Here is a 24,669-nt window from a genome sequence, read left to right as displayed (position 1 = left end):
GTTTTAAGATAGTTGCAAATGTGTTTAGCTTTTATATGGCTTTAATGAATAGATTGGGTACTAAATAATATTTAAGGAAAGGAATACTTTTGGACAGCCAGCTTGAAGTGACTGCGAAGAACTCTAAAATTGTGAGAATTTTACAGGTTACTGATACGCATCTTTTTGCTAATACAGAAAATACGCTTTTAGGGGTAAATACTTACCGTAGTTATCAGGCGGTACTTGATGCTATCACAGAGCAAAATCTTCCGATTGATTTAATTGTTGCGACAGGGGATCTGGTTCAAGACCAATCACCACAAGCTTATCAGCATTTTGCGGATGGTATTGCGCGTATTCCTGCCCCTTGTGTATGGCTTCCTGGTAATCATGATTACCCACCTGCTATGGTAGAAACATTGCGAGTTGCAGGGATTTCAAGTGCTAAACAAATTTTAATTGGCGATGAATGGCAAATTCTGATGCTTGATAGCCAACTTCAAGATGTACCTCATGGTGAGCTTTCTGAACAACAATTGGAATGGATGAAAGCCAGCTTAGATGCTGAACCTGAACGTACCACATTGATTATGCTGCATCATCATCCTCTAGCTTCGGGTTGTACTTGGCTTGATCAGCACAGTTTGAGAAATTCACATATTTTAGCTGACTACTTAAAAAACTACCCAAATGTTAAAGCGATGCTATGTGGCCATATTCACCAAGAAATGGATGAAAACTGGCACGGGATTCGGTTATTAGCTACGCCTTCTACTTGCGTACAATTTAAACCTCACTGTACTAATTTTGCCCTTGATACTGTCGCGCCGGGTTGGCGATATTTAGAATTAAGCATTAATGAGCAAAGTCAAAGGCATATTACAACCCACGTTCACCGTTTAGACACAAGAGAGTTTAGCCCTGACCTTGACTCTGACGGTTATTAATTCGCTTATGTCTACTCTACTTTATATTCATGGTTTTAATAGCTCACCTCAATCCGCTAAAGCTAATAACTTAAAGCAATGGATTGACGAGAATTATCCACATATTAATATGCTTGTACCGCAATTGCCGAACTACCCTCAGCAAGCTCAAGCGATGTTGGATGATATTATCCAACAGCACCAGCATGAAAAAATGGGGCTAGTTGGGTCTTCACTAGGCGGTTATTTTTCGATTTGGTTTTCAGAGCGTTATCAGCTCCCAGCTGTCGTTGTAAACCCTGCAGTGCGTCCTTTTGATTTACTGCAAGATTACTTAGGCGACAATACAAACCCATATACTCATGAACAATATGTGTTGGAAGAAAAGCATATCCATGAGCTAAAATCCTTATACATTGAAAGACTCGCATCTCCTCATCTTATCTGGCTACTACAGCAAATGGGCGATGAAGTACTTGATTATCGAGAGGCAGTTGCCTATCTTTCAAAGTGCAAACAAACTGTGGAACCTGACGGTAATCATGCCTTTATTGGTTTTGAAGCTTACTTTTCTCAAATTGTTGATTTCCTTCAATTGGCAGAGAAATAGTGTCAAAACGTATGAACACTGTTATTATCAACAGTAACTCACTGATTGAATAGTTCAATTAATCACCTATTACCGCAGAATGACAACATGACTCAATCTAGTTATAACGCAGAGGCCATTGAAGTCCTCAGTGGTTTAGAGCCTGTTCGCCGTCGTCCGGGGATGTATACCGACACCAGTCGACCGAACCATCTGGCTCAAGAAGTAATTGATAATAGCGTCGATGAAGCGCTTGCGGGGCACGCGAGCCACATCGAAGTTATTTTACATGCCGATCAATCCCTTGAAGTAATCGACGATGGGCGCGGTATGCCTGTCGATATCCACCCTGAAATGAAAGTGTCAGCTGTTGAGCTGATTCTAGGGCAATTACATGCAGGGGGAAAATTCTCCAATAAAAACTACCAATTCTCAGGTGGTTTGCATGGTGTCGGGATTTCTGTCGTCAATGCGTTATCAAAACGTATTGAAGTTACTGTTCGTCGTGATAGCCAAGTGTATCAAATTGCTTTTGAGAACGGCGACAAGGTTGAAGATTTGCATGTAATAGGGACTTGTGGCAAACGTAACACAGGTACTAGCGTGCATTTTTGGCCAGATGGCAGCTATTTTGATAGTCCAAAGTTTTCAGTAACTCGTTTAACTCATAACTTAAAAGCTAAAGCCGTTTTATGCCCTGGCGTGAAAATCACGTTTAAGGATAAGCTCAACAATACAGAGCAAAGCTGGTGCTACAGTGACGGGTTGACCGATTACCTAATGGAGTCAATTGACGGCCTTGAAGCGTTACCGCCAAAACCGTTTACAGGCGAATTTTCCGGGGAAACTGAAGCCGCACAATGGGCGTTGCTCTGGTTGCCTGAAGGCGGGGAATTACTAACAGAAAGTTATGTCAACCTTATCCCAACAGCGCTAGGTGGGACCCATGTTAATGGTTTACGCCAAGGGTTGCTTGATGCAATGCGTGAGTTTTGTGAATTCCGTAATATATTGCCTCGTGGTGTTAAGCTCTCCGCTGATGACATTTGGGAGCGCTGCACTTATGTGCTTTCCGTTAAAATGCAAGACCCACAATTTGCAGGGCAAACGAAAGAACGTCTGTCTTCGCGTCAATGTGCTGCGTTTGTTTCGGGTGTGGTAAAAGATGCTTTCAGTTTATGGCTTAACCAGAACGTGCAAGTGGCTGAACAACTCGCAGAAATGGCAATTTCTAGCGCGCAACGCCGAATGCGTGCAGCGAAAAAAGTGGTGCGTAAAAAACTCACCAGTGGTCCTGCATTACCGGGTAAATTAGCCGATTGTAGCTCCCAAGACCTGAGTATGACGGAATTGTTCCTTGTAGAAGGGGACTCCGCTGGGGGCTCCGCAAAACAAGCTCGTGACCGCGAATATCAAGCTATCATGCCGTTGCGCGGTAAAATCCTCAATACATGGGAAGTGTCTTCTGATGAAGTTTTAGCTTCCCAAGAGGTACATGACATCTCTGTTGCTATTGGGATAGACCCCGATAGCGAAGACCTTAGCCAATTGCGCTATGGGAAAATTTGTATCCTTGCGGATGCGGACTCCGATGGCTTGCACATTGCTACACTGCTATGTGCATTATTTGTCCGTCATTTCCCAACATTAGTAAAAGCAGGGCATGTCTATATGGCAATGCCACCGTTATATCGTATCGATTTAGGTAAAGAAACGTTTTACGCCCTTGATGAAAGCGAAAAAAATGCTGTGCTTGAACGTCTTAGCCGCAAGCGCGGTAAACCCAATGTTCAACGTTTTAAAGGGTTGGGTGAAATGAACCCACTGCAATTACGTGAAACGACATTAGATCCAAATACTCGTCGTCTTGTACAGCTAATTATCGATGATGAAAACTACCAAGAAACACTTGCTGTCATGGATATGCTTCTTGCTAAAAAACGCTCTGAAGATCGCCGTAATTGGCTGCAAGAAAAAGGCGATATGGCTGAAATTGATGTCTAATATTCGAATTGCGATGAGAAAGGAACGAATTGAATGAGTGAAATTACTCATGATGGTGTAGAGCGTTTACCGCTGCATGCCTTCACTGAAAATGCCTATCTGAACTATTCGATGTACGTCATCATGGATAGGGCATTACCATTTATTGGCGATGGGCTTAAACCTGTTCAGCGCCGTATTGTGTATGCGATGTCAGAACTTGGCTTAAGCAACACTGCGAAATACAAAAAGTCCGCCAGAACGGTGGGCGATGTTCTCGGTAAATATCACCCACATGGTGATAGCGCTTGTTATGAAGCGATGGTGTTGATGGCGCAGCCATTTTCTTACCGCTACCCGCTGGTGGATGGCCAAGGGAACTGGGGGGCACCCGATGACCCTAAATCATTCGCAGCAATGCGTTATACAGAATCACGTTTATCAAAATATGCTGAAATTTTACTCAGCGAACTTGGCCATGGCACAGTTGATTGGGTACCAAACTTTGATGGTACGCTAAACGAGCCAAAAATGTTGCCGGCACGTTTACCGAATATTCTGCTAAACGGTACAACGGGAATTGCGGTTGGGATGGCGACAGATATTCCACCCCATAACGCCCGAGAAGTGGCTCAAGCGTTGGTTGCTTTACTGGATAAACCGACACTAAATCTTGATGACATCATGGCATTTGTACCGGGGCCAGATTATCCAACTGAAGCAGAAATTATTTCTTCCCGTGATGATATCCGTAAAATTTATCAAAACGGGCGCGGTTCTGTACGCATGCGTGCTGTGTGGGAAAAAGAAGATGGTAATGCGGTTATCACGGCTCTACCTCATCAAGTTTCTGGGGCGAAAGTCTTAGAACAAATCGCCAGCCAAATGCGTGCGAAAAAATTGCCGATGGTTGAAGATTTACGTGATGAATCAAACCACGAAAACCCAACTCGTTTAGTGATTGTTCCGCGTAGTAATCGTGTTGATCTTGAACAAGTCATGACACACTTATTTGCGACAACAGATTTAGAGCGTAGTTACCGTGTTAACCTAAATATGATTGGTTTAGATAACCGACCAGCGGTAAAAGGGCTTGTTGAGATCTTAAATGAGTGGATTGCTTACCGTCGTCAAACCGTACGTAATCGCTTAAATCATCGGTTAGAAAAAGTATTAAGACGTTTACATATTTTAGATGGTTTATTAATTGCCTATCTGAATATTGATGAAGTCATTGAAATTATTCGTACAGAAGATGAACCGAAAGCGGTTTTAATGTCACGTTTTAATATCAGTGATACCCAAGCTGAAGCTATTTTAGAGCTAAAATTACGCCATTTAGCCAAGCTTGAGGAAATGAAAATTCGTGGCGAGCAAGATGAGTTGGCTAAAGAACGCGATGATTTACAAGCGATTCTCGGGTCTGAAAGACGTTTAAATACGTTGATTAAAAAAGAGATTCAATCTGACGCCAAAGATTACGGTGATGACCGTCGCTCTCCATTGCATGAGCGCGAAGAAGCGAAAGCAATGAGCGAACATGAAATTTTACCGTCAGAACCGATTACCGTTGTGCTTTCTGATATGGGATGGGTGCGTAGTGCTAAAGGGCATGATATCGAACCGACTAACCTAAATTATAAAGCAGGAGATGGTTTTAAAGGAGCTGCACGAGGCAAGTCAAACCAAGCGGCGGTGTTCCTTGATACGACAGGGCGCAGCTATTCTGTGGACCCACTGGAATTGCCATCTGCACGCAGTCAGGGTGAGCCTTTAACCGGTAAGTTAACCTTGCCGCTTGGGGCAACCATTGAGCATGTATTGATGGCGCCTGATGAACAGAAATATTTAATGGCTTCTGATGCAGGTTACGGTTTTATTTGTACCTTTAATGATTTAGTCACTAAAAATAAAACAGGTAAGGCCTTAATCTCCTTACCTGAAAATGCCAAAGTATTAGCACCAATTGAACTGCATAATGAACAGGAAGATTTGCTATTAGCAATTACCAAAGCGGGGCGTATGTTGATATTCCCTGTGGCAGATTTACCTCAACTTTCAAAAGGTAAAGGTAATAAAATTATCAATATTGCCGGTGCGCAAGCGGCAACGGGTGATGATTTATTGACTTGGTTGATGATCTTGCCTGTGGGGGCATCAATGACCTTGCATTTCGGTAAACGGAAACTGAAATTTAAAGCAGAAGATTTGCAAAAATACCGTTCAGAACGTGGCCGTAAAGGGACGTCATTACCGCGTGGAATGCATAATATTGAGCGTATTGATATTGAGCCAGTAGATACTGAATAATTAACAAAAACAAACCTTATAAATCTTGTTGAGTATGAAGTTCAAAAGGTTTATAAGCAGACAATATTCATCATGGGGCTGCGAAGCCCCTTACAATTTGGGGTTAGTATGTTAGCGCTGATTAGAGCGATCATTGTCATTATCTACACTATTTTTGTGTGCATAGGCGGCGGTATTTACTGCTTGTTTAGCCCACGCAACCCAAAACACGTAATGACATTTGGCCATATGTTTGGGCGGTTATCCGTCGTGTTTGGGATTAAGGTTATCAATCGTGTACCTGAGAAAGCCAAAAGTTATGGCCCAAGTATTTATATAGGGAATCACCAAAACAATTACGACATGGTGACTATGTCAAATGGGGTATTACCAAGAACAGTTACAGTCGGTAAAAAAAGCTTGGTTTACATTCCATTTTTTGGTTTTCTGTATTGGATCACCGGTAATATTTTGATTGACCGTGCGAATCGTTCTAAGGCGCATAATACGATCACGCAAGTCGCAGACCAGATCAAAAAACGTAAAATATCCGTATGGATGTTCCCTGAAGGAACGCGTAGTCGCGGTCGTGGTTTATTGCCATTTAAAACAGGGGCATTTCATGCGGCTATTGCAGCAGGGGTACCTATTGTGCCTGTTTGCGTTTCGAGCACACAAGGTAAAATTAAGCTAAACCGTTGGAATAACGGTAGCGTAATTATTGAAATGTTAGACCCTATTGATACATCACTTTATACCCGTGAGCAAGTGAGGGAATTATCGGAACATTGCCATGCTTTAATGGAAGCAAAAATTAAAGAACTCGATCTCGAGGTTGAAGAGATGGCAAAACAGGGTAAATAGCCTAACCGATTGAATTTATTTTAATAATAGGTAATATGTGAATATTGCCTATTATTTTAGATTGAACATAGCATAAACTGTCTTTATTGTTATCGACTGCCTGACTTTCCTTTTCTAATTACTTACCCTTACTATTTATAATCTTATTAATTAAATTTTAATGTATTGGATAGATATTTTTAGAATTTAGCCTTTTTTCGCGATATCATGGCTCACAAATTATTGCGGTCTTAAATTGTTGTATCTAAGTAGTTATATTGCTAGCGCCAACCTAAAATTAGCCATATCATTGGCTGAATATTTATAATATCAAATAATAAAATGCGCTGGAATTTTGTTTAGCGGAGAATTTATGTCATTCAATCGATGCCAAACCCTAATAGCGGCAGGGATGGCTCTATGTTTGTCCTATGCGCCTATTTATGCAAATGCAGAAGGGGCAACAGCTTTACCTGTACCACCGTTATTAGAATCACGGTCTGGACAGCCATTATTTTTAACATTACAAAAAATTCATTGGTCTTTTGATGGAAAATATTCAGCCGATATCTGGGGAGTTAATGGTTCTTCTCCTGGCCCGACTGTCAAAGTAAAAAATGGCGATGATATTAAGCTTATTTATAGTAATCGCTTACCTGAAGCCGTTTCGATGACTATCAGTGGCTTGCAAATACCAGGAACACAAATAGGTGGAGCCGCACGGTTAATTTCACCTAATGCGGACTGGTCTCCAGTGATCCCGATACGGCAAAATGCAGCAACGCTCTGGTATCATGCGAATACTCAAGGGAAAATGGGCGAACAAGTCTACAATGGTTTATTAGGGATGTGGATCATTGAAGATGATGTGACGAAAAATCTGCGTTTACCGAAACACTATGGTGTTGATGATTTTCCGGTCATTATTCAAGATAAGCGCTTAGATAATTTTGGCGTTCCAGAATATAAAGCGGATGAAAATGGTTTTTTAGGCGATACATTACTGGTTAACGGCGTGCAAAATCCATACATTGAAGTTTCTCGAGGATGGGTGCGCTTACGGTTACTAAATGCGTCGAACTCCCGTAATTATGTAATGAAAATCAGTGATGGCCGCCCATTTTCGTTGATTGCATCTGACCAAGGTTTACTAACTGTCCCTGTGAGTGTTCAAGAACTACCGTTAGCGCCGGGTGAACGACGCGAAGTCTTGATTGATATGGCTAAAACGCAAGAGTTAACTATTACGGCAGGTGAGTCGGCGACCTTTATGGACCGCTTAAAGGGGTTATTCGAGCCATCGAATAATTTAATTTCAACTAATGTGCTAACTATCAAAGCGACAGGGTTAATGTCATTAGTAACAGACGGCTTACCGACACAATTAGTTGAAGATAAAACGCAAGTCACATCCAGTATTACACAACGCAATATTCACCTTAATGATGGTTTTGGTATTAACAATGCGACCATTGATACAAATAGGGTCGATTTCTCAAGTCTCCAAGGTAATTGGGAGCGTTGGGTTGTGACGACGAATGAACCGCAAGCGTTTCATATTGAAGGTGTGCGTTTTAAGGTTTTAAACCGTAATGGTAAACCAACTCCACCAGAAGACTATGGCTGGAAAGATACGGTATGGGTTGATGGTCGCGTTGAATTATTAGTGGAAATGATGCAGCCATCCTATAACCACTTTCCTTTTTTATTCTATAGTCAAAACTTGGAAAAAGCGGATTTAGGTTCAGTGGGGCAGTTGGTTGTTGCACCGCAAGACACAATGCAATAATTCGTATTACAACAATATTGAATATTTAAAAAGCAGGCATTTAGCCTGCTTTTTTGATGGGAGCTAATAAGGCTAGCTTAGCGCCACTCGAACACCAAAGGCGATTAATACCACCCCGAGAACCTTATCAACATAGGTTTGTACTTTTGCTAGGCCTTTTCTTACAGGGGCACTTTGGATCAAAAAGACTAATATTGGCCAGTAAATGACAGCTAAGCCCCAAATAATAAAGGCAAACCATAATTTTTCACCGACGGTAGAATTAACATCTAATACTTGAGTGAAGACGGCTAAAAAGAATAGCGTGGCTTTGGGGTTTAATACATTACAGAGAAAACCTTGCATAAAAGCTTTCTTGAATGAAACAATTTCGTGTTTACTAGTCGTAAGATCAACGCTATGGCCGGATTGCGGAAGTAAGCTTTTGACACCGATCCAAATTAAATAGGCCGCACCTGCGTATTTTAAGATATTAAACAGCCAAGGTGTGGTGGTAATTAAAACAGCTAGGCCCGCAACGCAGTAGGACATATGCAACGCGATAGCGACTATCACACCACATGCAGACATTAATGCCGCAGAGCGTTGATAGCGAGCTGAGTTTTTGACAATTAAAAAGAAGTCAGGCCCTGGAGAAAGCATACCGAGTGCCGCGATGGTCGCAACCATAATACTCGTTTCGTACATTTTTGATCTCTTTTCCCGTTCAATGTTGGTAAATAAAAATGACCGACTAAATACTCGTATTTAGGCTGATATCAGAGGGTTCATTTTGTTTTTTCATGTTATTTTTAGTCGTAAGTTTATCAATTTGAGTATAAGTGATTCAAACCTGTTTAAGGAAGCTTAAATTTAGTCGACGAAACAATTCTCTTTCCGTATAGTGTGCTCAATTTTTATATCTTGTTTCTAAGGTGAATAGATGAATATTAGCTTAATCGCAGCAATGGCGATCGATCAGGTTATCGGCATGGAAAAAGCGATGCCTTGGAATTTGCCGGGGGATCTAGCGTGGTTCAAACGAAATACGTTAAATAAACCGGTTATCATGGGGCGTGTGACCTATGAATCTATTGGGCGCCCATTACCACAACGTGTAAATATTGTATTAAGCAGTGTTCCTGGCACTGATTCTGATGTGATTTGGGTAACGTCAATTGAAGAAGCGTTAGCCGCGGCACAAGCAATTGAAAATGTTGATGAAGTGATGGTGATTGGCGGTGGTAAAGTTTATCAACAATTTTTACCATTAGCGAATAAACTCTATTTGACTCATGTTGATGCCGAAGTTATTGGTGATACCCATTTTCCAACTTATGAGCCTGATGAATGGGATTCTATTTTTACGGAATACCATGAAGCTGATGAAAACAATACCCATGGTTATTGTTTTGAGATCCTAACCAAAAGAGCTTAATTTTTGGTTTGATCACAAAATGGCGCTTAATTGCGCCATTTTGCTATAACTTACAGTTGATCATATAAAAAGTTATTCTTTGCGGCGTTTTTGATATGACTTTTGGCGGTGATACTGCTTGGTTTCCCAATGGAATAGCGTCAAGTCTCCTCCCCAGCAGCACCCAGTATCTAAAGCATAGACGTTATCGGGGGTACATTTTCCTTCGAGCGATGCCCAGTGACCAAAAAATACCGAGTAATCATCAGGAATTTGGCTTGGTAGATCGAACCACGGTTTTAGTGGGGCAGGTGCCTTTTTGGGGTTTTCCTTGCAAATCATATCTAATTGCCCGTTCGGAAAACAGTAGCGCAGACGTGTTAAGGCATTGGTACTAAAACGCAAGCGTGCTAGCCCCATTAGGCTTTCAGACCAGTTATTTGGCATATCACCATACATGGAGTCGATAAATAGTGGATATGCATCACTGGAAAGCACTGCTTCAACTTCTCTTGCACACATGCGTGCTGTTTTGATATCCCATTGCGGAGTCATACCGGCATGGGTCATCAAGATCTTTTTTTCTTCATCAATTTGTAATAAAGGTTGGCGACGTAACCAATTGATCAGTTCGTCAAGATCAGGGGCATGTAATAACTCATCGAGGTGATCTTTGGGTTTATTGCGACTGATCTTACAGTAAATTCCCAACAGATGGAGATCATGGTTACCAAGCACTAGACGTACGGCTGAGCCAAGGCTTTTTACATAGCGTAAAACTTGCAGTGATTCAGCTCCGCGAGCAACGAGATCGCCTGTTAACCATAATGTGTCTTTGGTTGGATCAAAATGAACACTTTCCATCAAGTCACGGAGTTCACGATAGCAACCGTGAATATCACCTACTAAATATGTCGACATAATTAATTAATCAGTGTTGGGATGGCAAGACGAAAAGCAGGGATATCAACGTGGAAACTGTCCCCTTGCGTACTTATCATCACATAATAACCTTCCATCGTACCCATTGGTGTTTCAAGGATTGCGCCACTGGTATAACGATATTCTTTTCCTGGCTGAATAAGGGGTTGTTCACCCACTACTCCTTCACCTTGAACTTCGGTTTTATGGCCATCACTGTTAGTAATGAGCCAATAACGGCTCATTAATTGGATAGGTTCCCGCCCTAAATTACGAATGCAGATTGTGTAAGCAAACACATATCTCGCAATATCGGGTTGAGATTGGCTTTCTATATAGACACTCTGAACTTGGATGCTAACATTCGGCTCATTAAGCATAGTGCCTCCTTCAACAGACTATTCTGAACGGTTAGAGAGATAGTTTGCCATTTTACAATATTGTTCAACAGAAATATTTTCTGCTCGAGTGCTTAAATCAATACCCAGTTCTGTTAACTCTTCAACGCTGAATAAATCCCCAAGACTGTTACGAACAGTTTTACGGCGTTGATTGAAAGCTTGTGTGGTAATGCGACTTAAAAATTTAATGTCTTTTACCGGATATGGGTTTTCACGATGAGGAATCAACCTAACAATGGCAGAATCTACTTTTGGTGCGGGTGTAAATGCAGTCGGCGGTACTTCTAACACAGGCACCACATTACAGTAATATTGTGCCATGACACTCAAGCGGCCAAAGGCTTTGCTGCCAGGGCCTGCGACCAGACGATTCACCACTTCTTTTTGCAGCATGAAGTTCATGTCAGCAATGGAGTTGGTGAATGTGAATAGATGGAACATTAATGGTGTAGAGATATTGTAAGGCAAGTTACCAAAAACGCGCAGGGGTTGACCTGCTTGTTTGGCTAATTCACCAAAATCTACTGTCATTGCATCTTGCTGAATGATAGTTAATTTATCTTTTAGCTGAGGGTGAACGTGTAAGCGTGCTGCAAGGTCACGGTCAAGTTCAACTACAGTCATTTTATCGATTCGGCTACCGACAGGTTCGGTTAAGGCACCTAAGCCGGGACCAATTTCTACAATGGACTGACCCGGCAGCGGGTTCATGGCATCCACGATGCTGTCGATAATAAATTGGTCAGTTAAAAAGTTCTGCCCGAAGCGTTTGCGGGCAAAGTGCCCCTGATGGACTCGATTATTCATGTATTCTTAGATGTCATTTGGATAGCTAACTTTAATGCGGTGATAAAACTTCCCACATCAGCATGACCCGTACCAGCGAGTTCAAGGGCTGTGCCATGGTCGACAGAGGTACGGATAAAAGGCAGGCCGAGAGTAATATTTACTGCTCTGCCAAAACCTTGGTATTTTAACACAGGAAGGCCCTGATCGTGATACATTGCTAACACTGCGTCTGCATGGTCTAAATACTTAGCTTGAAATAAGGTATCTGCAGGCAATGGCCCAATCAAATTAATCCCTTTTGTGCGCAGGTTTTCGAGCGCGGGCTCTATCGTATCAATTTCTTCGGTACCCATGTGCCCGCCTTCTCCTGCATGTGGATTTAAACCACAAACATAGATGGCTGGTTTTTCAATACCAAATTTTGTTTGTAAATCATGGTGTAAAATCGTGATGACTTCATTCAGGCTCTGTTGAGTGATGGCAGCTGACACGTCCTTGAGTGGCAAATGCGTTGTGGCTAATGCAACACGCAGTTCTTCGGTAGCTAGCATCATAACAACGCGTTCACAGCCACTTTTTTCTGCAAAGAATTCAGTGTGGCCGCTAAATGGTACGCCAGCATCATTAATGATGCCTTTATGTACAGGCCCTGTGACTATGGCTGAGAATTCAGCCTTTAAACAGCCGTCACAGGCTTTTGTTAAGCTTTCTACGACATATTGGCCATTATCAACGTTAAGTACACCTGCCTTTGCAGCCGTTGCTAAATGAACAGGTAGAACGGATAAACTACCCGCAGGTTGTACTTTAGTGACGGTATTAGGGATATATTCGGTTAATGTCAGTGGCAAATTCAGCGCTTTGGCACGCTGGCGTAACAATTCAGGATCAACACAGGCAACCAGCTCAACAGGCCATTGCTGTTGAGCAAGCTGAATCAGTAGGTCAGGACCAATCCCGGCAGGTTCGCCGGGAGTGATGACAATAGGCTTAATTTGATTTTTCATCTGTAGACTGGCTGTCACGGCCATCAACCATTTTCACATAAGCGGAAGCACGTTGTTCTTGCATCCAGCTCTGTGCTTCTTCATTAAATTTACGGTTGAATAGCAGGCGGTACGCTTGGTCTTTTTGTGCCGCATCTGTTTTATCAACGTTACGAGTGTCTTCTAATTGGATTAAGTGCCAACCAAAATTTGATTGAACAGGTTGGCTTAATTCGCCTTTATTCAGTCTCATTAATGCATCACGGAAAGCCGGGTCGTAGACATCAGGCATATTCCAACCTAATTCACCACCTTTTAATGCGCTACCTGGATCCTCAGAATTCTCTTTTGCTGCATCTTCAAATGAAACTTTGCCTGAACGAATTTCCTGAGCAATTTTAGTTAATTTTTGTCTTGCCTGTGCATCATCCATAATTGGTGATGACTTAATTAAGATGTGACGTGCTTTCACTTCTGTGACAGAAATCGGTTGGCTGCCACCACTTACATCATTTACGCGTAAAATATGGTAGCCGACACCGGAACGAATTGGGCCAGCAATATCGCCTTTTTTCGCATTTTTCAGCTGTTCAGCAAAGACAACAGGCAATTCTTGTAGGCGTGACCAACCCATATTACCGCCTTTCAGCGCTTGAGGGTCTGCTGAATAAGCGATAGCTAATTTACCAAAATCTCCGCCTTTTTTCAGTTCAGCTAAAATTTTATTCACTAATGCTTCAGCGTTTTTTAGTTGTTCTTGCGTTGGGTTTTCTGCCAACGGGATCAAGATATGGCTTAGATTAACGCCCATTTCATAATTGGCTTGTGAGCTCATTTGCTCTGCAAGAGAATCAACCTCTTGAGGCAAAATGGTAACGCGGCGGCGAACTTCATTGTTACGCACTTCAGCGATCAGCATCTCTTTACGAATTTCGCTACGATATTGATTCATATTGATGCCATCTGCGGTTAAGCGTTGTTGCATTTGCTGCAGTGTTAAACCGTTTTGACGAGCGATATCAGTAATAGTTGCATCCACGGCTTCATCTGGAATATTGATTTGCATTTGGCTAGCCATTTGCAAAATGATGTTATCCATAACGAGACGCTCGAGGATCTGATGACGCAGAGTTTGATCATCAGGCACTTGTTGACGTGCGTTCTGAGCATTCAGTTTTACTGTGTTGATCATATTCTGGACGTCACTTTCCAGCACAACACCGTTATTGACGACCGCAGCGACTTTATCCATTTGCTGAGGCGCAGCCAAAGCAGTGGAGCTTGCGAACATCAGTCCCAGAATAAGCGTTCTCCAATTCTTCATAATGGTCCTATAAATATTGACTTTGATTCCGCAAAAGCGGGCTAATCTCTTTTTTACTCGTCATACTTCAAGTTGCAGTGTTGTTGACTGCGTTCGTTCGCACTAGTCACATACTTATGTATGCTCCTAGCGACTCGAATTATTTAGAGTAAATTTATGTTATTTTTATCAGAAAGCACGTTGATAAGGCATAATGCCACTTTCTAACATTTTCTGACTACCTAAACTATGATTGTTATTTAGGCCTCTAAGTTCCACATTGATTGACCATTTATTGTCATATTCACTGCTAAACTTCTCTTTTTGCCAACCAACTATCTTACGTTCATAGCCAAGATTGACTGCCCAGCAACAAGTATTGTATTGCAAACCAACCAGTTGGCTCGCAGGTTGCTGTTGTTTGGTATCATAATAATATGAACCTACAAAGCCCCAACGCTCGCTTAATGGCCAACTCATGACAGCACCCACTTGTGAAATACCGCGTTGGTATTCAGGCAGTGTATAGGTATAGCCACCATTCGCAGTATCTTCGCGACGGAAGGTTGCTTGAATATAATCACGGTCAACGAAACGGTAGTTCAACTGAACTAAACGATCGGCATCTAAACGGTATTCTGCAACCGCATTCCCCATTGTGACATTACCGAGACGGCGGTCATATTGTAACCCACCACGCAAGCCCCAGTTATCATCAATTCGCCACATAGAGTCAGTGGCCCACAATAATGAACCTGTGTTGCTTTTATCATCTATTGGGCGATTTGAATCACCAGCACGTGGGCGTTCAAAGTAATAAATTTGCCCCACAGAGAAGTTAAAGCGCTCAGCTAAAGTATCGTCATAAACACGTGTTGTAACACCTGTGGTGAACTGGTTTGCAGAGGCGATACGGTCAAGGCCACTGTAAATCCGGTCACGGAATAAGCCGCTATAGTCTGACTGCAGCAATGAAGAGTCAAAGTTATTGATATTATCTTGATCTTTATACGGAATATACAAATATTGGACACGTGGTTCTAATGTTTGAACGAAATCGCTGCCTTGGAAAAGGTCTCGTTCGAAGACAACTTTTGCATCGCTTTTAAACATGGGTAGAACACGCGTAACATTTTTTTCTAAGCTAGTATCCGTATTCGAGCGAGGAATATCTTGGTCGTAATGAGTCGCATACAATTTGATGCTGTTATTCATATTTGCCCAACCATTAGACAATGGCAGGTTTACTTCTGGTTCAATGTGTAAGCGAGTTGCGTCTGGGTTATTTTTACCCACACTTGTAAAACGAGCAGCTTGTGCGTAAGTATGCACATCAAAAGCACCTAAATTATTTTTATAATAATTGAAGTCCACTTGTGGCTCTGCTTTATAAGCGCGCTTGTTGGGGTTATCTGCAAAAATTTGGAATTGCTTGTGAGTGACTTTCGCATTCCAGTTTGTATCTGAATAACCTGCACTGAATTTTTGCGTAGCGTAGCCATCAGTGGTGCTACCGTACTGGGAACTAAAGTCAGTAAAATAGCTAGGGTCGCTCACTTTGGTATAGTCAGAGCTGAAGTTCCAGTGCCCCGCGTAAGTCCCAGAATGGCGCCAGTAGAATAACCAACGGTCATCGCTATCACGATCTTCACGCTTACCACGTTCTTTGTCTTTGATATAAGCACGGTCATGATTTAGAAAATCAAAGGCCACGGTGCCTGTACCTGGAGCAATAAGGTAGCGGAATTCATTATTTAATTTTACACCACGGTGGGTCATAAATTGCGGTGTAATTGTGGCATCGTAGTTTGGTGCAATATTCCAATAATAGGGTAATGAGAACTCTAGCCCATCGTTACTTGAATAACTTCCCGTCGGAATTAAAAAACCTGAACGGCGCTTATTGCCAATCGGTAATTGCATATATGGGCTATAGAAAATAGGCACGTCACCCACTTTAAAGCGCGCATGCCAAATTTCAGCAACTTCTTCTTCGCGGTCGATAATGACTTCAGAGCCCGCGACGCTCCAGCTATTATTGCCGGGTAAACAGGTTGTGAATGTACCGTTTTCCATAATAGAGTAACGGTTTTCACCACGCATTTTCATTTTCGTCGCATCACCACGCCCCTGACGGCCTACCATCATGTAGTTACCGTCATTCACATCAGTGTTTTTATTATCTAAGTTAGACCACGCAGAAGGGCCTTTTAAGATAATTTGTGGGTCATCGTAGTGCACATTACCGGTGGCTGTTACTTCGCGTACAGGAAGTTCACCCGCTGTTTCTGTTTGTGTGAGTTTAACGTTATCAGCGGTTAATGTTTGGTTCCCTTGTTGAATATCGACATTACCTTCATATTCAACAAAATTAGGGTATTCACCACGGACATCTTCAGCGGTAATGTGAATCGGCAGGTTGTTAGGGTCACCTTTTACAATCGGTTTGGTGTAAACAGGGACACCCAGCATACACTGCTGTGCAAGGTCAGCATGCGCTTGCTGACTATAAATTGCCGCCCATACCATGGTGGCGAGTAGTGTTGGATAGCTTTTTTTCATCATTAAATATGGGGTTCCGTCATCATTGGCATCGCCAGCAAACGCTCAAAGACTAACTTAGCCAACCACTTTGCGCCAGTATAATGTAAGAAACTTTACGCGCGGGTAGTTATGCATAGAGCTGAATGAATAGTATGATAATGCAAAATTGCATTTTGAGCATTGAAGAATTGAGGGATATATGCACTATTGGGGCAAAATTATTGGCGTTATACTCGCAATCGTCTCTGGATTGGGCTTTTGGGGAGCGCTAGTTGGGTTAATTATTGGGCATGGTTTTGATAAAGCATCGATTCAACGTAAATTTGCAGGGAGAATGAATAAGCGAGATCGCCAAATCATTTTCTTTGCGAGTACCTTCCAAATTTTGGGGCATTTAACGAAATCCAAAGGCCGTGTAACCGAGACAGATATTCAGCTTGCGACCAATTTAATGGACAGAATGCAATTGCATGGAGAAACACGAAAAGCGGCTCAACAAGCATTTAGAGAAGGCAAATCCCCTAACTTTCCATTGCGTGATGTATTAAAGCAATTACGTATGGCCTGTTATGGCCGTTTTGACTTGATTCAGATGTTTCTGGAAATTCAATTACAAGCTGCTTTTGCTGATGGACAATTACACCCGAACGAACGAAAAGTGTTGTTTATTATTGCCGAAGAGCTCGGTATTTCTAAGGTTCAGTTTGAACAGTTCTTGGATATGATCCAAAGTGGTCGCCAATTTGGCCAAGGATACTCTCAGCAGCAATCAGGAGGGTATTATCAGCAATCAAATGGCCCAACCCTTGAAGATGCTTGTAAAGTGCTTGGCGTGTCTCCTAGTGATGACCCAACAAAAATTAAGCGAGCCTATCGTAAACTGATGAGCGAACATCACCCCGATAAACTGGTTGCGAAAGGTTTGCCGCCAGAGATGATGGAGATTGCTAAGCAAAAGGCGCAGTCTATCCAAGCCGCTTATGACTTAGTTAAGAAGGAGCTCGGCTTCAAATAAATTTCCCCGTCATATTTCGCGCCGCAGCGTTGTTGGCTGCGCTCGCGCACCCTAGTCACGTAGTTATCTACGCTCCTAGGGATTCGCTCAATCGACGCCGTGTGGTAGCACGAACTATTTAGGGGAAATCAGGGGAATAATTGAAAACAAAAAATTTACTCATCCAAATAAAATGAGAATTTACTCTAGTAGGCAATGTACATTTTTCTGCATGTAGCGCTCGTTGTATCACGAACCCCTAGTCACATACGGCTGTATGCTCCTAGGGATTTGCTCTTTTACCGCCTAACAGCGATACAAACTATTTAGGGTATGGTAGGGGGAGGGAAAATTAATCAAACGATCAAATAAATCTAGCGTTAAAAATCTGGTGGGCAGGTAAAATGCATTGGTGTGCCATATTCAGGATGGGTGATATATAACTCCTGAGCATGTAATTGTAAGCGAGGGGCGAGCGCTTTGGCTTCATCGTGAGCATAGAAACGGTCGCCTAATATTGGGTGGCCTAAAGCTAACATATGGACTCTCAGTTGGTGAGAACGACCCGTAATGGGTGAAAGCTTCACGCGTGTCGCTTGTTCTTCGTATTGTAATACTTGGTATTCAGTTTGTGCCGATTTCCCTGTTTCGAAACACACCTTTTGCTTAGGGCGGTTTGGCCAATCGCAAATTAGCGGCAAATCAATCAAGCCTTCTTCTTTTTCTAAATGTCCCCAGACACGAGCAATATAGAATTTTTTGGGCTCACGCTCCCTAAATTGACGTTTGAGCTCACGCTCAGCCTTTTTGTGCAGTGCCACAACCATGACGCCACTGGTCGCCATATCTAAGCGATGTACGGATTCAGCAGCAGGAAAATCACGTTGAATACGGCTCATAATGCTATCGTGGTGCTCAGGGGCTTTTCCGGGAACAGAAAGTAGTTCGCTTGGCTTGTTGACGACAATGATATGGTCGTCTTGATAGAGGATGTGGAGCCAAGGTTCTAGCGGTGGATTGTACGGTATCATTCAATTACCCGTCATACTTCAAGTTGTAGGGGTGTTAGCTTCACTCAGCTACTCGGGTCACGTACTTATGTATGCTCCCCAAGATATCTTCGTTTGCTGCCTACCTACAACTCGAATTACTTAGGGCAACCCTATTTTTATTACGCAAAAGTACGAAATAAAATAATTAGTTCGAGTTGTAGATTTTAAATTAATTATCAAACCATATAGAACAATATGGTTTGATTATCATAGTTTACTGATGAGTTACCACAACTAAGCGAATGGCATCTAGGCGCCATGTGGCTTGGTCGATATTGGTCATCAGTTGCTGACGCTCTTCTTCAATAATATCAAGCTCTTCATCTCGGATATTTGGGTTGACCGCTTTGAGTGCTTCTAAACGAGAAAGCTCCAACGTCAGCGCTTTATCAGCCGCTTCTTTTGCATTTTCTATCAATGCTTTGGCTTCTTTTTCGATCATCGGCTCAGATAAGCGTAATACCGAATGAACCTCATTTTGTACTGCATTTACCAGTTTGCTCGCCATATGGCGGTTAATGGCATTTAATTGACGGTTAAAACTTTCAAACTCAACTTGAGATGATAAGTTATTACCTTTTAAATCAATTAATAAGCGTACTGGAGTTGCTGGTAAGAACCGGCTGATTTGCAGGTTCTTAGGTGCTTGAGCTTCCACAACGTAAATGAGTTCAGTCAATAAGGTGCCAACAGGCAGCGCTTTGTTTTTCAGTAAAGAAACCGCACAGCTGCCTGTATCGCCAGATAACACTAAATCTAAACCATTACGAATAATAGGGTGTTCCCAGCTGATAAATTGCGTATCTTCACGGGAAAGCGCTTGCTCTCTATCAAACGTGATGGTGCAGCCATCTTGAGGAAGTCCTGGGAAATCAGGTACTAACATATGGTCAGAAGGCGTTAGGATAATCAAGTTATCACTTTTGTCTTCTTGATTAATGCCAACGATATCAAAAAGATTGAGCGCAAAGTTAACCAATTCAGTATCGTTATCGCCTTCGCTAATTTCTTCAGCTAACTGATTACCTGACTCGCCACCGTTTGAATGCATTTCAAGTAAGCGGTCACGGCCTTGTTCTAATTGCAATTTTAAGCTGTCATGCTCTGCGCGGCAGGTTTTAATAAAATCATCAAAACCTTCAGTGACTGTCGGTTCAGCCATAAATTGCAGCAATGGTTGGTAGTATTTATCGTAGATAGCTCGGCCTGTTGGGCAGGTATGTTCAAAGGCATCTAAGCCTTCGTGGTACCAACGGATCAATACAGATTGAGCGGTATTTTCTAAATAAGGCACATGAATGCTGATATCACGGCTTTGGCCAATACGGTCTAAACGGCCGATGCGCTGCTCAAGTAAGTCTGGATTAAACGGTAGGTCGAACATCACCAACTGGTTTGCAAATTGGAAGTTACGCCCTTCAGAGCCGATTTCAGAACACAGTAGCACCTGCGCGCCTTCTTCTTGAGATGCAAAATAGGCAGCGGCTCGGTCACGCTCTAATAGTGATAACCCTTCATGGAACACGGCAGCACGAATCGCTTCGCGTTCGCGTAACACTTGCTCCAATTGTAGTGCGGTTGCGGCTTTCGCGCAGATTACTAACACTTTTTCATGGCGGTTTGCGGTCAAAAAGCCCATTAACCATTCAACACGTGGGTCAAAGTTCCACCAAGTGGCATTTTCACCTTCAAACTCTTGGTAAATTTGCTCAGGGTAGAGCATTTCTTTTGCACGAGTTTCAACGTCTTTTTTACTGCCCATAATACCTGCCACTTTAATTGCAGTTTGGTATTGGGTGGGCAATGGCATTTTTAGTGAATGCAACTCACGGCGAGGGAAACCTTTGACACCATTACGGGTATTTCTGAACAACAGTCGGCTGGTACCATGGCGATCCATTAACATGTTGATCAGTTCTTGGCGTGCGGCATTGCCGTCTTCACTTTCAAGGTTTGCAGCCTTTAATAGTGGTTCGATATCTTGTTCTTTGATTAGCTCATTAAGTAAATTTTGCTGGTCATTAGTTAGTTTATCACCTGACAGTAACAGCGAAACCGCATCAGCAACAGGGCGGTAGTTTTCTTGCTCAGCAATAAACTCCTGGTAATCATGGAAGCGGCTAGGGTCAAGTAAACGCAGGCGAGCGAAGTGACTTTCTTGGCCAAGTTGTTCCGGTGTTGCCGTTAATAGCAAAATAGACGGGATATTTTCAGCTAATGTTTCAATAACTTGATATTCGCGGCTCGGGGCAGTTTCGCTCCACTGTAAGTGGTGAGCTTCATCGACAACCATCATATCCCAGCCCGCTTCAACTAATTGGTCAAAACGCTGCTTATTACGGCGGACAAAATCCAGTGAACACAGAACGAGTTGTTCTGTTTCAAATGGGTTATCGCTATCATGTTGTGCTTCACTGTAACGGCTATCATCAAACAAAGAAAAACGCAGATTAAAGCGGCGCAGCATCTCAACCAGCCATTGGTGTTGTAAGCTATCAGGAACGATAACTAAGACGCGCTCTGCACGGCCTGCCATTAATTGCTGGTGGATAATCATCCCCGCTTCAATGGTTTTACCTAAGCCCACTTCGTCAGCGAGTAATACGCGCGGATGGTGGCGTTTTCCCACTTCATTGGCAATATGTAATTGGTGTGGGATCAGGCTTGCACGAATACCGCGTAGGCCTGTCGCTTGGTGTTTGACTTGCTCACTTTGAAATTTGCGCGCACGAAAGCGTAAAGCAAAGCGATCCATACGGTCAATTTGCCCAGCAAATAGACGATCTTGCGGCTTATTGAATGTGAGCTTGCTGTCGAGGAACACCTCTCTAAGGCTCACACCGGTTTCTTGCGTATCTAAACGTGTGCCGATGTAAGTCAATAATCCTTTATCTTCTTCAATGCTTTGAACTTGAAGTTGCCAGCCTTCGTGGCTGGTAATGGTATCACCTTCATTAAACATCACTCGGGTAATAGGGGCATCGCTGCTAGAGTATAGGCGGTTTTCGCCACTGGCAGGGAAAAGCAACGTTACCATACGGGCATCAATTGCCACGACGGCACCTAATCCAAGTTCGCTTTCTGTATCGCTGATCCAGCGTTGACCAAGAGTAAATGGCATAGATTTAACTTAATTCCATAAAATTGAGAGTTTATTTTTTAGATTTTTTAAGACAATTTTTATCAGTGTCTTCGCCCAGTGTTGGTGTAACTCATTAATAGTTACACAAGGAAGAGTTCGAATTATTTTAAAAATAGTCGTTACCTGATGATTAATTATACACATTTAATCATTCAAATTGCAGCAAAGTGAGCACTAAGGCGTTTGCTGGGCTTGTGGCCGGGACAATGAGTCAGTCTATTTGAATTATAATGAGTATTGTTGATTATCACGCATAATTTGTGTAGCCAGACGTGCGAGACACCAAAGGGGCGATATATTAATTCAACCGAAGGCTATCGTCACCTGTTAAAAAAACATCAAAGGTAGAATAAATTTTAAAACAAAAGGGTAATTTGCCCAGTTAGCAGGGTATCAAAGTCATCCTGTAAGAAAGGCAAGATAGCATCTGCTATCGGTTTGATTTGTTTGGATATATAATGTTCGTAATCCGGTTTTGCCGTGATGATTTCCAATGGTTCAGGCCCCGCCTGAGTAATAATATAGTTTATCCAACCGCCATTTTGGTATTGCAAAGGGCGCTGTAATTTTAAATTATAGTCATCAGCAGTACGAGCGGCTCGAACATGCGGAGGAACATTTTTTTGGTAATCAGTCAATTTTCGGCGCAGACGCTTACGATAAACTAAACGGTCATCATATTGGCCCGAACGAATATTTTGGACATACTCACGAATATATTCACGGTAAGGTTGGTGATAAAAAATACGGGTATAGAGCTCTTTTTGGAATATTTGAGCTAATGGTGTCCAGTCTGAACGAATGGTTTCCAGCCCTCTAAATACCATGGTGTCTTTACTCAATCCTGCATAGCGCTTTTTGCTCCCCATTTCGGCACCACGTACGGTGGGCATCAAAAATCTGCGGTAATGGGTTTCATACTCGAGCTCTAAAACGCCTTCTAATTGCCATTCTTCTGCTAAATGTTTTTTCCACCAACTATTTACGTAATCACGTAAAGCAAAGCCAATTTTTTGCGCTTGTTCTTCATTGTGAGCATCACGTAACCATACAAACGTGGAGTCGGTATCTCCATAAATAACTTGGTAACCCTGTGACTCAATCAAGCGTTTGGTTGTACGCATAATTTCATGGCCACGCATGGTGATTGATGCGGTCAGTCTTGGGTCAAAAAAACGGCATCCTTCAGCTCCTAATACTCCAGCAAATGCGTTCATAATAATTTTTAGCGCTTGGGATAGTGGTGCATTATGCTCTTTTTTGGCTTTATCCCGCTCTTGCCAGATATGGCTGACAATATCGGGTAAACAGTGGGTTGTGCGAGAAAACCAAGCTTGGCGAAAACCGGGAACCGAATGTGCAAGGTTAGGGTGTGCTAACCCGTCAATCATACCTGCAGGGTCGATGAGAAAAGTTCTAATAATTGAAGGATATAGGCTTTTGTAGTCCAAAACTAATACGGAGTCATATAACCCGGGTTCGGAGTCCATGACAAAGCCCCCGGGGTTCAGTTGCATTTTTTGTTCTGTGAGGTTGGGCGCAACGAAACCAAGTCGGTGTAAGCGGGGAATATAAAGGTGTGAGAATGCAGCTACAGAGCCCCCCATTTTATCAACAGCAAGACCTGTTACCGTTGAACGTTCCTGCAAGAAAGCCATTAAATCGGTTTTTTCAAAGATTCGATGGACTAAAATACAGTCCTGAATATTGTAGTGAGCTAAAGCAGGTTTATCGTGAGCGAAACGACGGTTGATCTCATCCATTCGGTCATAAGGGGTATCAATCGCTTTACCTTCACCAAGTAGCGCTTGGGCGACAGACTCTAAACTAAATGATGGAAAACTCCAGGTCGCTGCTTTTAATGCATCGATACCATCAATAATTAACCGGCCTTCAGCAGCGGCAAAAAAGACGCCTTGTTTAAATCCATGCTCTCGCCATTCCAGCTTTTTGCTTTGCCGGCCAAACAATAAGGGGATGCCATAACGCTCTGCATGTTTTTGTAATACTTGTAGGTCGAATTGGATTAGGTTCCAACCAATGATGGCATCAGGGTCGTATTGGTGAAGCCATTCATTGAGTTTATGAAGTAATTGCGGGCGGCTATTCACATAGATTAAGCGATGTTCAGCGCTCAATGCAGGCCCTTGTTCTGGCCCCAACATAAATACCACGTTGTCACCACAGCCAGACAGCCCTATAGAATAGAGTTCACCATGTTGGCTGGTTTCGATATCAAGGGAAACGGCCTTGACTAAGGGGCGGTAGCCTTCGCAAGGTTTTAGTTGAAACTCCCCTTGCTGATTTCGAGAAAACCAGACAGAGGCCGCGATAAAGCGTTCCATTAGATACCGTTCACTTGGGCGAATATCGGTTTCTAATAATTCAACACCCAATTCGTTGCAATTTTTTTCAAGGTTCTGTAATTGTCGATATTGGTGGCAATAAATCGCATAGACCTTTTCACGTTTAAAATCAATTAATTCAAGAAGCCGATAGGTAATATTGGGTTGTTCATCTAATAGGTGTTTTACTCGAGGAAATTGAGATTCAGCTAAAAAACCAATCGCTTTTTGATATGGAACAGTGACCTTTTGTGGTTGGTTATCAGTGAGTAGCCAATAAGAGACCTCGACACCGTGACGGGTGTCTCTCCAGTGCCGGCTAAGGATAAAGCCTCTTTCCGCTGGGGCGATGAGTTGGGTCATTAGGCTACTCGCATAAAAATAGTTAGGATAAA

General features: G+C 42.6%; 18 protein-coding genes. 8 read left to right on the top strand and 10 right to left on the bottom strand.

The window, feature by feature from the left end; genetic code table 11:
• Window positions 1-89 precede the first annotated feature (89 nt).
• The 6 genes from cpdA (at window position 90) to ftsP (ending at window position 8,401) form a co-directional block, all read left to right on the top strand.
• Entirely contained in the window at window positions 90-929 is an 840-nt protein-coding gene (gene cpdA / locus PSE72_RS08580) for a 3',5'-cyclic-AMP phosphodiesterase (protein ID WP_109911776.1), read from the top strand.
• A 7-nt stretch (window positions 930-936) separates the two neighbouring features.
• Window positions 937-1,518 carry an esterase YqiA gene (gene yqiA / locus PSE72_RS08575; protein WP_004908603.1) on the top strand — a complete coding sequence of 194 codons (582 nt, stop codon included), beginning with the start codon at window positions 937-939 and terminating at the stop codon, window positions 1,516-1,518.
• Window positions 1,519-1,605: 87 nt separating this feature from the next.
• Window positions 1,606-3,501 (top strand): DNA topoisomerase IV subunit B, encoded by a 1,896-nt coding sequence (parE, locus tag PSE72_RS08570; protein ID WP_004908605.1) that lies wholly within the window; start codon window positions 1,606-1,608, stop codon window positions 3,499-3,501.
• A 33-nt stretch (window positions 3,502-3,534) separates the two neighbouring features.
• Window positions 3,535-5,790: a DNA topoisomerase IV subunit A gene (gene parC / locus PSE72_RS08565; protein ID WP_217007788.1), complete on the top strand. Its 2,256-nt coding sequence runs from the start codon at window positions 3,535-3,537 to the stop codon at window positions 5,788-5,790.
• A 108-nt stretch (window positions 5,791-5,898) separates the two neighbouring features.
• A complete protein-coding gene (locus tag PSE72_RS08560; protein ID WP_004908611.1) occupies window positions 5,899-6,633 on the top strand; it encodes a 1-acylglycerol-3-phosphate O-acyltransferase in 735 nt (244 codons plus the stop codon).
• Between the two features lie 352 nt (window positions 6,634-6,985).
• On the top strand, window positions 6,986-8,401 hold the full coding sequence (ftsP, locus tag PSE72_RS08555; RefSeq protein ID WP_109911778.1) for a cell division protein FtsP: 1,416 nt from the start codon (window positions 6,986-6,988) through the stop codon (window positions 8,399-8,401).
• A gap of 72 nt (window positions 8,402-8,473) precedes the next feature.
• On the opposite strand, the gene PSE72_RS08550 is transcribed toward ftsP, so the two are convergent.
• Window positions 8,474-9,088, bottom strand: a complete 615-nt coding sequence (locus tag PSE72_RS08550; RefSeq protein WP_004908618.1) for a LysE family transporter — start codon at window positions 9,086-9,088, stop codon at window positions 8,474-8,476.
• Window positions 9,089-9,323: 235 nt separating this feature from the next.
• Here PSE72_RS08550 and folA point away from each other — a divergent pair, with 235 nt between their 5' ends.
• Window positions 9,324-9,818, top strand: a complete 495-nt coding sequence (gene folA / locus PSE72_RS08545) for a type 3 dihydrofolate reductase (RefSeq protein WP_004908621.1) — start codon at window positions 9,324-9,326, stop codon at window positions 9,816-9,818.
• A gap of 72 nt (window positions 9,819-9,890) precedes the next feature.
• Here folA and apaH read toward each other — a convergent pair whose 3' ends face one another.
• The 6 genes from apaH to lptD all read right to left on the bottom strand — a co-directional run bounded on the left by apaH (window position 9,891) and on the right by lptD (window position 16,762).
• Complete coding sequence (gene apaH, locus PSE72_RS08540; protein WP_004908624.1) at window positions 9,891-10,718, bottom strand: bis(5'-nucleosyl)-tetraphosphatase (symmetrical) ApaH; 828 nt, start codon at window positions 10,716-10,718, stop codon at window positions 9,891-9,893.
• A gap of 2 nt (window positions 10,719-10,720) precedes the next feature.
• Entirely contained in the window at window positions 10,721-11,098 is a 378-nt protein-coding gene (gene apaG / locus PSE72_RS08535; RefSeq protein ID WP_004908625.1) for a Co2+/Mg2+ efflux protein ApaG, read from the bottom strand.
• Between the two features lie 18 nt (window positions 11,099-11,116).
• On the bottom strand, window positions 11,117-11,926 hold the full coding sequence (rsmA, locus tag PSE72_RS08530) for a 16S rRNA (adenine(1518)-N(6)/adenine(1519)-N(6))-dimethyltransferase RsmA (RefSeq protein ID WP_004908627.1): 810 nt from the start codon (window positions 11,924-11,926) through the stop codon (window positions 11,117-11,119).
• Entirely contained in the window at window positions 11,923-12,915 is a 993-nt protein-coding gene (pdxA, locus tag PSE72_RS08525) for a 4-hydroxythreonine-4-phosphate dehydrogenase PdxA (protein WP_115167807.1), read from the bottom strand. The genes rsmA and pdxA overlap by 4 nt, the downstream gene beginning before the upstream one ends.
• Window positions 12,899-14,218: a peptidylprolyl isomerase SurA gene (gene surA, locus PSE72_RS08520; protein WP_042851532.1), complete on the bottom strand. Its 1,320-nt coding sequence runs from the start codon at window positions 14,216-14,218 to the stop codon at window positions 12,899-12,901. Before surA ends, pdxA begins: the two co-directional genes overlap by 17 nt.
• A gap of 168 nt (window positions 14,219-14,386) precedes the next feature.
• Window positions 14,387-16,762, bottom strand: coding sequence for an LPS assembly protein LptD (gene lptD / locus PSE72_RS08515; protein ID WP_042851533.1), 2,376 nt, complete (start codon window positions 16,760-16,762; stop codon window positions 14,387-14,389).
• A gap of 178 nt (window positions 16,763-16,940) precedes the next feature.
• Here lptD and djlA point away from each other — a divergent pair, with 178 nt between their 5' ends.
• Window positions 16,941-17,756, top strand: a complete 816-nt coding sequence (gene djlA / locus PSE72_RS08510) for a co-chaperone DjlA (RefSeq protein ID WP_004908636.1) — start codon at window positions 16,941-16,943, stop codon at window positions 17,754-17,756.
• A 359-nt stretch (window positions 17,757-18,115) separates the two neighbouring features.
• Here the strand turns inward: djlA and rluA are convergent, their stop codons facing one another.
• From rluA to PSE72_RS08495, 3 genes are all read right to left on the bottom strand, one after another.
• Window positions 18,116-18,766: a bifunctional tRNA pseudouridine(32) synthase/23S rRNA pseudouridine(746) synthase RluA gene (gene rluA / locus PSE72_RS08505; protein ID WP_217007787.1), complete on the bottom strand. Its 651-nt coding sequence runs from the start codon at window positions 18,764-18,766 to the stop codon at window positions 18,116-18,118.
• Window positions 18,767-19,001: 235 nt separating this feature from the next.
• Window positions 19,002-21,908, bottom strand: coding sequence for an RNA polymerase-associated protein RapA (gene rapA / locus PSE72_RS08500; RefSeq protein ID WP_115167805.1), 2,907 nt, complete (start codon window positions 21,906-21,908; stop codon window positions 19,002-19,004).
• A gap of 377 nt (window positions 21,909-22,285) precedes the next feature.
• Window positions 22,286-24,637, bottom strand: a complete 2,352-nt coding sequence (locus PSE72_RS08495) for a DNA polymerase II (protein WP_004908645.1) — start codon at window positions 24,635-24,637, stop codon at window positions 22,286-22,288.
• Window positions 24,638-24,669: the final 32 nt, after the last annotated feature.

The organism is Providencia sp. PROV116 (genome assembly GCF_028482485.1).
Lineage (GTDB): Bacteria > Pseudomonadota > Gammaproteobacteria > Enterobacterales > Enterobacteriaceae > Providencia > Providencia rettgeri.
Note: the sequence above shows the minus strand (reverse complement) of the source record. Positions and strands in the feature narration are given on the sequence as shown.

Bases quoted from the DNA above. Each gene is read 5' to 3' on its own strand.
- surA (WP_042851532.1), bottom strand. From the start codon at position 14,218: ATGAAGAATTGGAGAACGCTTATTCTGGGACTGATGTTCGCAAGCTCC.
- rluA (WP_217007787.1), bottom strand. From the start codon at position 18,766: ATGATACCGTACAATCCACCGCTAGAACCTTGGCTCCACATCCTCTAT.
- PSE72_RS08495 (WP_004908645.1), bottom strand. From the start codon at position 24,637: ATGACCCAACTCATCGCCCCAGCGGAAAGAGGCTTTATCCTTAGCCGG.
- ftsP (WP_109911778.1), top strand. From the start codon at position 6,986: ATGTCATTCAATCGATGCCAAACCCTAATAGCGGCAGGGATGGCTCTA.
- rapA (WP_115167805.1), bottom strand. From the start codon at position 21,908: ATGCCATTTACTCTTGGTCAACGCTGGATCAGCGATACAGAAAGCGAA.
- rsmA (WP_004908627.1), bottom strand. From the start codon at position 11,926: ATGAATAATCGAGTCCATCAGGGGCACTTTGCCCGCAAACGCTTCGGG.
- folA (WP_004908621.1), top strand. From the start codon at position 9,324: ATGAATATTAGCTTAATCGCAGCAATGGCGATCGATCAGGTTATCGGC.
- djlA (WP_004908636.1), top strand. From the start codon at position 16,941: ATGCACTATTGGGGCAAAATTATTGGCGTTATACTCGCAATCGTCTCT.
- PSE72_RS08560 (WP_004908611.1), top strand. From the start codon at position 5,899: ATGTTAGCGCTGATTAGAGCGATCATTGTCATTATCTACACTATTTTT.
- pdxA (WP_115167807.1), bottom strand. From the start codon at position 12,915: ATGAAAAATCAAATTAAGCCTATTGTCATCACTCCCGGCGAACCTGCC.
- apaH (WP_004908624.1), bottom strand. From the start codon at position 10,718: ATGTCGACATATTTAGTAGGTGATATTCACGGTTGCTATCGTGAACTC.
- apaG (WP_004908625.1), bottom strand. From the start codon at position 11,098: ATGCTTAATGAGCCGAATGTTAGCATCCAAGTTCAGAGTGTCTATATA.
- parE (WP_004908605.1), top strand. From the start codon at position 1,606: ATGACTCAATCTAGTTATAACGCAGAGGCCATTGAAGTCCTCAGTGGT.
- parC (WP_217007788.1), top strand. From the start codon at position 3,535: ATGAGTGAAATTACTCATGATGGTGTAGAGCGTTTACCGCTGCATGCC.
- PSE72_RS08550 (WP_004908618.1), bottom strand. From the start codon at position 9,088: ATGTACGAAACGAGTATTATGGTTGCGACCATCGCGGCACTCGGTATG.
- yqiA (WP_004908603.1), top strand. From the start codon at position 937: ATGTCTACTCTACTTTATATTCATGGTTTTAATAGCTCACCTCAATCC.
- lptD (WP_042851533.1), bottom strand. From the start codon at position 16,762: ATGATGAAAAAAAGCTATCCAACACTACTCGCCACCATGGTATGGGCG.